The organism is Bizionia sediminis (assembly GCF_042684585.1).
Classification (GTDB): domain Bacteria; phylum Bacteroidota; class Bacteroidia; order Flavobacteriales; family Flavobacteriaceae; genus Algorimicrobium; species Algorimicrobium sediminis.
Genome location: NZ_JBHULS010000003.1, coordinates 339,986 through 352,073 on the forward strand (window position 1 = coordinate 339,986; position 12,088 = coordinate 352,073).

10 protein-coding genes are annotated in these 12,088 nt (G+C 38.9%); all 10 read right to left on the reverse strand.

The genetic code is table 11. The features are described from left to right. Positions 1-3: 3 nt before the first annotated feature. Entirely contained in the window at positions 4-585 is a 582-nt protein-coding gene (gene ruvA / locus ACFSQP_RS09600; RefSeq protein WP_376893845.1) for a Holliday junction branch migration protein RuvA, read from the reverse strand. A 78-nt stretch (positions 586-663) separates the two neighbouring features. Next, positions 664-2,946: an NADP-dependent malic enzyme gene (locus ACFSQP_RS09605; protein WP_376893847.1), complete on the reverse strand. Its 2,283-nt coding sequence runs from the start codon at positions 2,944-2,946 to the stop codon at positions 664-666. A gap of 104 nt (positions 2,947-3,050) precedes the next feature. Next, a complete protein-coding gene (gene queG, locus ACFSQP_RS09610) occupies positions 3,051-3,974 on the reverse strand; it encodes a tRNA epoxyqueuosine(34) reductase QueG (protein ID WP_376893849.1) in 924 nt (307 codons plus the stop codon). Between the two features lie 89 nt (positions 3,975-4,063). Next, complete coding sequence (locus ACFSQP_RS09615) at positions 4,064-5,413, reverse strand: cytochrome P450 (RefSeq protein WP_376893851.1); 1,350 nt, start codon at positions 5,411-5,413, stop codon at positions 4,064-4,066. A 67-nt stretch (positions 5,414-5,480) separates the two neighbouring features. Next, the gene (gene ruvB, locus ACFSQP_RS09620) at positions 5,481-6,503 is read right to left on the reverse strand and encodes a Holliday junction branch migration DNA helicase RuvB (RefSeq protein ID WP_376893853.1); all 1,023 of its coding nucleotides are present in this window, start codon (positions 6,501-6,503) and stop codon (positions 5,481-5,483) included. A gap of 173 nt (positions 6,504-6,676) precedes the next feature. Further along, a complete protein-coding gene (locus ACFSQP_RS09625; RefSeq protein WP_376893855.1) occupies positions 6,677-8,470 on the reverse strand; it encodes a cytochrome c oxidase subunit I in 1,794 nt (597 codons plus the stop codon). A 47-nt stretch (positions 8,471-8,517) separates the two neighbouring features. After that, positions 8,518-9,585 (reverse strand): cytochrome c oxidase subunit II, encoded by a 1,068-nt coding sequence (locus ACFSQP_RS09630; RefSeq protein WP_376893857.1) that lies wholly within the window; start codon positions 9,583-9,585, stop codon positions 8,518-8,520. A 26-nt stretch (positions 9,586-9,611) separates the two neighbouring features. Beyond that, positions 9,612-10,964 (reverse strand): quinol:cytochrome C oxidoreductase, encoded by a 1,353-nt coding sequence (locus ACFSQP_RS09635; protein ID WP_376893859.1) that lies wholly within the window; start codon positions 10,962-10,964, stop codon positions 9,612-9,614. Between the two features lie 24 nt (positions 10,965-10,988). Then, the gene (locus ACFSQP_RS09640) at positions 10,989-11,546 is read right to left on the reverse strand and encodes a c-type cytochrome (RefSeq protein WP_376893893.1); all 558 of its coding nucleotides are present in this window, start codon (positions 11,544-11,546) and stop codon (positions 10,989-10,991) included. 1 nt (position 11,547) lies between these two features. Continuing rightward, complete coding sequence (locus tag ACFSQP_RS09645; protein WP_376893860.1) at positions 11,548-12,087, reverse strand: DUF3341 domain-containing protein; 540 nt, start codon at positions 12,085-12,087, stop codon at positions 11,548-11,550. Between the last annotated feature and the right edge of the window lies 1 nt (position 12,088).

Below are 12,088 nucleotides of genomic sequence, written 5' to 3' on the forward strand. Positions count from 1 at the left end.
CTATTATAAATTTTTTAGCGCTTGCTTAATAATGGTTTCAACATCGGCTTGCGGGTTCTGACTTAAAATTTTATCGACAACCCGTTCGGACTGTTTTCTTACAAAGCCTAAAACCTCTAAAGCAGATAACGCTTCGTCTTTATTAGTATTGCTTTGTACAGCAGAATTTTCGTCTATGTCGTATACTTTTAAAATTTTATCTTTTAAATCCAAAATAACGCGTTGGGCAGTTTTTGCCCCAATGCCTTTAATAGATTGTATAAGCGCTACATCACCAACCGCTATGCCTTCGCGCACTTGTACAGGTGTTAAAGAGGACAGCATGGCTCTAGCTGTGCTAGCACCAACACCGCTAACAGAAATTAGCATTCTAAAAATTTCGCGCTCTGCTAAGGACGAAAAACCATATAAGGTATGCGAATCTTCCTTTACTTGTAAGTGGGTGTAAAGTTTTAAATGTTCTGTATTGGGAATCTGCCCAAATGTATGTAAGGATATATTTAAATGATAGCCAACACCGTTGCAGTCTATTACAACGTCTGTTGGCCTTTTTTCAACAAGTCGTCCTTGAATATGTGTAATCATTAATTAGCAGAATATTAACTCTCAAATGTAATAAAATTATTTACAAAACAAAGGTGTTTCTTATAGGAATACCCGTTTTTAAAGTTCTGCTAATTTTTCTTTTTGTTGGGCGTCTATAACCGCAATGGCAGTCATGTTTACAATTTCGTCTACACTAGCTTCCAATTGTAAAATATGAACTGGTTTGCGCATGCCCATCATAATAGGCCCAATGGATTCGGCTTGGTTTAACTCCTTTAATAATTTGTAGGTAATATTCCCTGACTCCAAATTAGGGAATATTAAGGTATTTACTTTTCTACCGGCCAATTTTGAAAATGGAAAGGTATCTTGAAGCATTTCTCTGTTTAAGGCAAAATCTGCTTGAAGTTCGCCATCAACCAATAAATTAGGATGTCTTTTGTGCAGATAAGCTACTGCCTCGCCCACTTTGGTTGCTGTTTGGTTTTTAGAAGACCCAAAGTTTGAATAGGAAATCATAGCCATAACAGGCTCCATTCCAAACATCTTAACTACGCCGGCCGTCATTTGGGCAATTTTAGTTAAATCGGTAGCCGATGGGTTTATGTTAATAGCCGTATCGCTTAAAAACAGCGGTCCACGTTGCGTCATTAACAGATTGGTTGTAGCTATACGCGTAGAATTGGGCGCCAAACCAATTAATTCCAACATGGGTTTTACCACGGAAGGGTAGCTTCTAGAAAACCCAGAAATTAAAGCGTCTGCATGCCCTTCGTTAACCATCATGGCAGCAAAATAATTACGCTCGCGCATTATTTTTTCGGCAGCATATAAGGTAATCCCTTTTCGTTTTCGCTGGTTCCAATACACTTTGGCATAGGATTTTAAACGCGCTTCTTCTTCATCGGATTTCGGATCGATAATTGGCACGTCCGCATCGAATTCAATTTCTTCTTTTAGTTTTTCTATTACCGAGCGTCTGCCTAATAAAATAGGCATAGCAATGCCCTCGTCGTGGGCAATTTGTGCTGCTTTTAACACATCTAAATGATCTGCTTCTGCGTACACCACACGTTTTGGGTTTAGTTTTGCGCGATTTAAAAGCAAGCGCACTATTTTATTGTCTGAACCGGAGCGTTCTAATAATTCATTTTCATATTTATCCCAATCCGTTATCGGACTTTTCGCAACACCACTTTCCATAGCAGCTTTGGCCACAGCAGGTGGGATTTTAAAAATTAAACGCGGATCGAATGGTTTTGGAATAATATAATCCCTACCAAAGGTTAGGCGTGTTTCGCCATATGCTATATTTACTTGTTCTGGCACGGCTTCTTTGGCTAGGTTAGCCAATGCTTTTACAGCTGCCATTTTCATTTCTTCATTTATTTTTGTGGCGCGCACGTCTAAAGCACCTCTAAAAATAAATGGAAACCCTAGTACATTATTTACTTGGTTAGGATGATCGCTACGGCCAGTTGCCATTATAATATCTTTACGTGTGGCAATAGCTATATCGTAAGGAATTTCTGGATCCGGATTTGCCATTGCAAACACAATTGGGTTGTCTGCCATAGATAACAACATGTCTGGCGACACAATATCTGAAGTGGAAAGGCCTATAAATACATCGGCATTTTGAAGTGCCTCCTCTATGGTGTCAATTTTTCTATGGGTTGCAAATTCTGCTTTTTCTGGTGTTAAGGTTTCACGATCCTGTCTTATAACACCTTTGCTATCCAGCATGACCATATTGTCTCGTTTAGCCCCAAAGGCTTGGTATAATCTGGAACAAGAAATAGCGGCGGCTCCAGCACCACTTATTACTATTTGAACATTGGCTATATCTTTTTCGGCAAGCTCCAAGGCATTTAGTAGGGCGGCGGCCGATATAATAGCGGTACCGTGCTGGTCGTCGTGCATAACTGGAATATCCAGTTCCTCTTTTAATCGGCGTTCAATTTCGAAAGCTTCGGGTGCTTTAATATCCTCTAAATTTATACCCCCAAAGGTTGGGGCAATCATTTTTACAGTTTGGATAAAGGCCTCTACATCTTCGGTATCCACTTCAATATCGAACACATCAATATCAGCAAATATTTTAAACAAAACACCTTTTCCTTCCATTACAGGTTTTGAAGCCTCTGGACCAATATTACCCAAGCCTAAAACAGCTGTTCCGTTGGAAATAACTGCGACCAAATTTCCTTTTGTGGTGTATTTGTAAACGTTATCTATATCTTTTGCTATTTCCAAACATGGCTCTGCAACGCCCGGTGAGTAGGCTAATGATAAGTCGCGTTGACTGGCATATTTTTTTGTTGGAACAACTTTTATTTTTCCAGGTGTAGGTTTGGCGTGGTAAACTAAGGCTTCTCTTCTTCTGCTTTGTTTGCTCATAATTCTTACGTAATTAAGACGCAAATATAAGCAATGTGGCGTTTTAAATAAGGTATTTGCAGACTATTATTTGGGTGTTGTTTTCTGCTTCACCATACCAGATATTATTCCTTCAAAAAGTTAATATTACGGGTAAGACCCGAAAATTTGGTTCGTTTTACAGCCGATTTTTGAAACACTTTCCGAAAGGTGTCTTCAGTTATTTCTTCCCAATCTTGTTTGGTCATGTCCAATAATTCTGGATGCGGATTAAACAAAGGTTCGCTGTGTGGTTTTGAAAACCGATTCCATGGACAAACGTCTTGGCAAACATCGCAACCAAACATCCAATCTTCAAACTGACCTTTAAATGCCGATGGTATATTTTCTTTTAATTCAATAGTAAAATACGAAATACATTTACTCCCATCTACCACGTAAGGTTCTGTAATGGCTTGTGTGGGGCATGCATCGATGCATTTGGTGCAGGTGCCACAATGATCTGTGGTAACGCCATCATATGCCAATTCTAAATCGATAATAAGTTCTGCTATAAAATAAAAAGACCCCACTTGCTGGGTGAGTAAATTGGAATGTTTCCCAATCCATCCCAAACCAGATTTAGCGGCCCAAGCCTTATCCAAAACTGGTGCCGAGTCTACAAAAGCACGGCCACCAACCTCGCCAATTTCCTCTTGAATAGTTTGTAGCAATGTTTTTAACTTGTCTTTAATTACAAAATGGTAATCGGTTCCGTATGCGTATTTAGACAATTTGTAGCTATCTGTAGTTTGCGTTTTACCTGGATAATAATTTAACAACAAACTAACAACACTTTTAGAGCCTTCTACCAATTTTGTTGGGTCTAAACGTTTATCAAAATGATTTGCCATGTAAGCCATTTGGCCATGCATGTTTTTATTTAACCAGTTTTCCAAACGGGGAGCTTCTGTTTCTAAAAATTCCGCTGGACTTATACCACAGGATAAAAACCCGAGGCGTTTGGCTTCGGTTTTAATAAGCTGGCTATATTTGGATTTGTTGTCCAATTTTAAGTAAAGGTTTTACTAATGAAACAGGTATTTATTGGTATTCAAAAATACTAATTGCTTTTGTTGTAGGGTAATCTTAACCCAGGTTAACGCTGTTTAAAAGTTACAACGGCATTTTTAGGCTTTAACGCTATTAGTGGCGTAATGCCAATAGACTCAAAATTTGGTTGTATGGTATAGACTGAAACTAATTCGGAGATGGCGATAATCATTTCGAACATAGCAAAATTATTGCCAATACATTTGCGAGGCCCAGCTCCAAACGGAAAATATTGAGATGAAAATTTCCGAGAACCTTCCGAAAAACGTTCGGGCATAAACGCGTGTGGCTGCTCCCACAAATGCGGGTGACGGTGAATTTCATACATCGAAAATAGCAGGTTAGAGCCCGCCTCAAAATCCAATCCGTCAAAATGATCGGCTTCAATATTTACGCGGTCTATAAAATACACCGGCGGATAAAGTCGCATAGATTCTTCTATTACTTGTTGGCATATTTTAGACTGCGTTACCAAGGCCATTAAATCATTTGTTTGGGCTGTAATACCCTGCCGTTCTTTATATATTTTGTCCTGCCATTCGGGGTGCAGGGCCAATAATTGGGTTGTAAAGGTTAAGGCGTTTGCAGTGGTTTCATGTCCGGCAGTAAAGAGAATAAGGATTTCGTCTATAAGTTGTTCCTCTTCCATAAAGGAGCCATCCTCGTATTGCGCGTCCAGTAGCATGTCCAGTAAATCGTTTTCTTTTACGCCCGATTGGCGGCGCTCGTTTACAATTCGTTTTAAAATATCGCGACCCTCACGCATTAAACTCAAGTGCTTCTCAATTTTTCCGCTCCATTTAAACCAACCACTTAAATAGGGTTGGCGCAATTCGCGCACCAACATTTTTTGAGCCGCCTCGGTTATATATTGCAACCTGTCTATATCCGCTTGATTGGCAGCACTGCTAAAAAGAGATTTCACAACCGTTTGGAAAGCCAAATCGTTAAAAATTGGAAAAACATCTGTTTGCGTGTCCGGAACCAGTTTACCAAACTCTTGAAGTATGGCAGTTTTTATAGACTCTAACAGATTTTCCAACTGCTTTTTATGAAATGCAGGTTGAATAAGCTTGCGCTGTTTTTTCCAGTGTTCACCTTCTGCCGTTAGCAAGCCTGTGCCCACATATTTAACCAAATCTTCAGTTTGGATTTTAGATTTAATATAATTTTTATGATTTTTTTGAAGCACATGTTGCGCAAATGCCGCGTTTCTTATGAAAATGACACTATTATTTAATCCAATTTTCAATCGGAAGGCATCGCCATGCGTTCTAAAATTTTCACTATGAAACGGTAAGGGATTTTTTAAGATTTCCAACGAATGTTTAAAAAAACGCCATAATGGTACAGTGGGAATACTCGTATTTAACGCTGACTGATTTGAGTTTTTCATAGTAAAACGACTTTAACAAGCCTTTATAAGTTAGAAACGTTTTGTAAAAGTAACTGGTAACAGGAGTCTAAAACAACCCTCCCTGAATAGGACCTTTTGCGCGGCCTAAATGCTTGTAGGCTTGCTCAGTAACCTCTCGTCCGCGTGGCGTGCGCATTATAAACCCCTGTTGTATTAAAAAGGGTTCGTACACCTCTTCTATGGTTTCGGCGCTTTCGCTAACTGCTGTTGCCAGGGTTGTAATACCTACAGGCCCACCTTTAAACTTATCGATAATGGTAGTTAGAATTTTATTATCCATTTCATCTAACCCATGTGCATCTACATGAAGCGCCTCCAACGCAAAACGAGCTATGGCAATATCTATATTTCCGTTGCCTTTAATTTGTGCAAAATCGCGTACACGACGCAGTAAAGCGTTGGCAATACGTGGCGTGCCTCTACTTCTACCAGCAATTTCAACAGCCGCTTCCATAGAAATAGGAACTTGCAAAATACCTGCACTACGCTGTACAATGGTGGTTAATAACTCTGTATTGTAATATTGTAAACGGCTTTGAATTCCAAAACGCGCGCGCATAGGTGCTGTAAGCAAACCAGATCGCGTAGTGGCTCCTATTAGCGTAAACGGATTTAAATTAATTTGAACGGTTCGGGCGTTTGGCCCGCTTTCAATCATGATATCAATTTTATAATCCTCCATGGCGGAATAAAGGTACTCTTCCACAATAGGACTTAATCTATGAATTTCATCAATAAATAGTACATCGCGCTCATCTAAATTGGTTAACAAACCGGCTAAATCGCCTGGTTTATCTAAAACAGGACCCGAGGTAACCTTAATGCTAACACCTAATTCACTTGCTAGAATGTGCGCTAATGTTGTTTTACCCAACCCAGGCGGCCCATGAAAAAGTGTATGGTCTAGCGCCTCCTCCCTACCGTTAGCAGCTTGTACGAAAATTTGTAAATTTTCCAACACTTGATCTTGCCCTGTAAAATCGCTAAAAGACAGTGGTCTTAACTTCTTTTCAACATCATTTTCTTCCGGCGAAAAATTTTGATTGGTAGGATCTAAATTTGCATTCATACTAGATTAGTTCATTTATTGGTAGTTAGGCTGCTTTACGGCACAAAGCACTGGACCTAAAACAAAGATACGAAGTGTTTAGAAACCGAACCGAATAAAAAAAGCCTTTCTAATTATAGAAAGGCTTTTTTATTATATTGACGTCCGTTATAAAAAACAGACTCCTTATATTATTAGTGATGCAATTCCTCTTCGCCCTCTTTAAGGGGAACGTTTTGCATAACAAAGTCAACATCATGACCCGGTTTACTATAGTCGTATGGCCAGCGATGTACATGCGGAATTGCGCCTGGCCAGTTACCGTGAATATGCTCTACTGGCGTAGTCCATTCCAAAGTTGTTGCTTTCCATGGGTTTTGAGTTGCCTTCTTACCGTAGAAAATACTAGCAAAGAAGTTATACAAATACACTAACTGTACAATACCCCCAATAATGGCAAAGATGGTAATAACAACGTTTACATTAGCCAAATCATCGAACAATGGGAAACTAGAGTTTGAATAATAACGACGTGGTAAACCAGCCATACCAATAAAGTGCATTGGGAAGAACACACCGTAGGCCGAAATAGCTGTTATCCAGAAGTGGATGTAACCCATTTTCTTATTCATCATGCGCCCAAACATTTTTGGATACCAGTGGTAAATACCAGCGAACATGCCATATAGCGCAGAAATACCCATTACTAAATGGAAGTGTGCCACTACAAAATATGTATCGTGTACGTTAATATCCAAAGCACTATCTCCTAAAATGATACCCGTTAAACCACCTGTAATAAAGGTTGACACAAAACCAATGGAAAATAGCATCGCGGGGTTCATTTGAATATTACCTTTCCAAATGGTTGTAATCCAGTTGAAAGCTTTTACGGCCGAAGGAATAGCAATTAACAACGTTGTGAAGGTAAATACCGACCCTAAAAATGGGTTCATACCAGATACGAACATGTGGTGACCCCATACAATAGTTGATAAGAATGCAATGGCTAAAACAGAAGCAATCATGGCGCGGTAACCAAAAATAGGCTTACGCGAATTGGTAGCCATAATTTCAGAAACCAATCCCATGGCCGGTAGAATAACAATATAAACCTCTGGGTGCCCTAAAAACCAAAATAAGTGTTCAAATAATACAGGCGAACCACCTTGGTAGTGTAACACCTCTCCTTGTATAAAAATGTCCGATAAAAAGAACGATGTACCAAAACTTCTATCCATTAATAATAACAGAGCTGCTGCAAGTAAAACAGGGAATGCTACAATACCGATAATTGCAGTTACAAAGAATGTCCAAATCGTTAAAGGTAAACGCGTCATAGACATCCCTTTGGTACGCATATTTAAAACCGTTACAACATAATTCAAGGATCCCAATAACGAGGATGCAATGAAAATAGCCATGGATACCAACCACAAGGTCATCCCCAAACCAGATCCTCCTTGGGCCATTGGCAATGCCGATAGCGGTGGGTAAATTGTCCAACCGGCGGCAGCTGGTCCTGCTTCAACAAACAAGGAAATAACCATGATTACAGAAGACAAAAAGAACAACCAGTAAGACACCATGTTAAGGAAACCAGATGCCATATCGCGCGCACCAATTTGCAACGGAATAAGTAAGTTACTAAAAGTACCACTTAAACCAGCAGTTAGTACAAAAAACACCATTATGGTACCGTGAATGGTTACCAGAGCTAAATAAATATCGGCATCCATAACCCCGTCTGGCGCCCATTTTCCTAATAGCGCTTCAAAAAGCACATTAGGCTCCTCTGGCCAGGCAATCTGAATTCGGAACATGATAGACATTAATATACCGATAATACCCATTAAGGTACCCGTAATTAGGTATTGCTTGGCTATCATTTTATGATCCATACTAAAAATATATTTAGTAATGAATGTTTCTTTATGATGATGTACGTGATTGTCGTCGTGAGCGTGAGTATCTGCGTGTGTTGACATAATCTTCTATATACTTTTTTTTAAAACGTTTTAATTTCCCTACCTAATTACTTAATTAAAGAATCTTTAAATTCCTTCTGTTCTGCTAACCAAGCTTCGTATTCCTCCTGTGTTTCAACCACAATTTTCATTTGCATGTTGTAGTGCGATTTACCACAAATTTTGTTACAAAGAACCAAATAATCAAATTCGTATGGATCTAGCGGCGCTTCGCCTTTGGCTTCTAACTCCTTACTCTTCTCGGCACGAATTTTATTTATATTAGCCACTTTATCTACTATTTCCGGGCGCTCGCGCATTTCGGCAGTGGTAACGGTAGGTGTAAATCCAAACTGAGTAACCATACCTGGTACACAGTTCATTTGAGCTCTAAAATGCGGCATATAGGCTGAATGCAATACATCCTGCGAACGCATTTTAATTAAAACAGGCTTACCTACTGGCAGGTGTAATTCCGTTGTAATAATATCATCTTGCGCGTTTGGATCGGCTTCATCCAAACCTAATATGTTAGCCTTATCGATATCAATTAAGCGTACGTTAGCCTTCCCTAGGGTATTATCGTTACCACCGTAGCGCGCTTTCCAGTTAAATTGCTGTGCATACAACTCAACAACCAACGGATCGTCATCTTCGCTAACATTCATAATACTGGTCCATGTAAACAACCCGTAAATAATTAAACCGGCTAAAACAATTACAGGAATGATTGTCCAAATAGCTTCTAGGGTATTATTATCGGCGTAGTATAGTGCTTTTCTGCCCTTTTTACCATGGTATTTAAAGGCGAAATAATGCAATAAAAACTGTGTAATAGTTTGCACAATAAATATGACTATCATGGAGATAATCATGAGGTTATCTACATCTTCACCGTGTTCTGAAGCCGCGTTTGAAATTAACGGCAAATCGCCCCACAAAGCAAAGGATACAATTGTAATGGCATAAATAAATACTAGAAAGCCCAGCATTAAATAAGCGTTGAGCCTATTATCATTATCATCGGCAATTTGGTCGTTTACAACACCGATTTGTGCCAAATCGAATATTTTAACCATTTGCCAGATAGCTACGGCAACAAAAAGTACTATTATAATTGTTAATAAAGCTGTCATTGTCTCTTCTCTTCTTTATTTAATTTTTAATAATGAAAATTCTCACTTTCTTTAATAAATGGATTTCCTTTTGGTAATAAGGGTGCTTTTGATAATGATGTAAAGACAACCAACATAAACAAACCAGCAAATAACAACACTGCACCAATTTCTGGAATGCCAATAAACCATCTGTCGCCAACTGTTGCCGGCATAATCATAACAAATACATCTAGGTAATGACCTATTAAAATAACGATACCACTCATTACTACAAACCATGGCATACGCTTGTAATCGCTATTCATTAATAATAGCATTGGGAATAGGAAATTAAGGGCTACCATACCTAAAAATGGCAGTTGGTAATCTTCAAATCGCGATACAAAGTATGTTACCTCCTCTGGAATATTTGAGTACCAAATAAGCATAAATTGCGAGAACCATAAGTATGTCCAGAAAATACTAATACCAAACATAAATTTAGCCAAATCGTGAATATGACTGTCGTTTACAAATTCTAATAAACCTTTCGATTTTAAGTAAATAGCAATTAAAGCGATAACTGTAATTCCACTTACAAACATACTTGCAAAAACATACCAGCCAAACAATGTACTAAACCAGTGCGGATCCACACTCATAATCCAGTCCCATGACATCACAGATTCTGAATAGATGTAAAACACTAAAAAGGCAGCTGCAATACGGAATGATTTTTTAAAATTGCTAGTATCGTTAGCAGGCGCGTTATCTTGAGCTATGGAGAATTTACGTGCAAAATAGCGGTATAATGACCAACCAGCAACAAAAATTAAACCTCTTATGGCAAACCACGGTAAATTCAGGTAGCTTTCTTTGCCTTGTATTAATTTATCTTTAGCAACCACCTCTGGATCCATCCAAATAAAAAGGTTGTAATGACCAATTGTACCCGACGCAATAGCAATAGCTAGTACTACCAAACCACCTGGTAACACATAGGCTGTTATAGCTTCCATAACACGATAAAGTACAGGTGACCATCCTGCTTGAGCGGCAAATTGGATAGCGTAAAAAGCCAATACGCCAAGTGCAATCATGAAAAAGAAAAAAGCTGCCACGTATATAGCGGCCCATGGTCTGTTTGCTAATTGGTGCTGTACATGTTTCACATGTTCTTCGTGCGAGTCTACATGACTTTCAGCGCCATTTGCTTCAGTTGTTACACTGTGTGCTGGAGCCAAATCATGGGTTGCTTCTTCTGCATGCGCGCCACCATGCGACGCTTCAACAGCTAACATGGCTTCAACGTCTTCAAAAGATTTATGAGATGTCATAAAACCACTTACAACACCTATTGCGCCAATAATTATTAGTGCAATAGAAAATGTCTTTAACCTATTTGAGAATGTGTACATATCTATATATAATCTTTGTCTATCTTATTTTTCTAAATTGGCTTTAAGGTCTAATACATAAGCCGTAACCTGCCAACGCTCTTCCTCGTTCAATTGGTTTGCGTAAGATCCCATGGAGTTTTTACCGTAATAAATAGAATGGTAAATACTACCTTCGGTAATAGCTCTTCCTACATCCGCATAGCTTGGAATACCCAATAACTTTTCACGTTTAACCAAATTACCTTGGCCATCGCCTTTTGCACCGTGGCAAATACCGCAATAAATATCGTATAGTTCCTTACCTCTAACCACGTCTATCTGGGTAGAATCCAACGGACTTTTTAAGTTAGCTTTAGCGGCGTTGTAACCTTCTATCGTATTATCGTACTCAAAAGGCATATAGCCTCTAGCTATGCTTCCTTCTGCTGGTAGTTGTGCTTCAATTCCGTTTCTAAATGCATTGGACTCGGAATAGGTTTCGTATCCAACCGACTCGTACATGTTTGGCATATACTCGTAGTTTCTGGAGGTATCGCTTTTACAAGATACCAAGCTAGTAACTACTAATGCAATAATTGTTATGTTTATAAAGGCCTTCATATTAATGTGCTTCATCTTTTTCAACAATATTAATTTCAACGGCACCAGTTTCTTTTAGTAAGTTTTCTAACTCTAACTGGTTGTTGTTATAGATCGGGATTTCCATTAAGAAATGGTCGTCGGTTGTTCGCGGATCTGGATTTTCAGCGTCCTTAAATGGCCAAATTCTACTACGTAAGTAAAATGTAATTACCATTAAGTGTGCAGCAAAGAAAATAGTAAGCTCGAACATAATTGGTACGAAAGCTGGCATATTTTCAATGAAGCTAAAGCTTGGTTTACCACCAATATCCTGTGGCCAATCTTCAATCATGATAAAATTCATCATCACAATAGATACAATTAAACCAATTGTTCCGTAAATAAAAGCTGTTATAGCCAAACGCGTTGGCGCTAAACCCATGGCTTTATCTAAACCGTGCACCGGAAAAGGTGTAAAAACCTCTTCAATGTGGTGTTTTTCAGCTTTAATCTTTTTTACAGCGGACATTAACACGTCGTCGTCTGTATAAATAGCGTGAATTACTTTTGATGCTCCCATT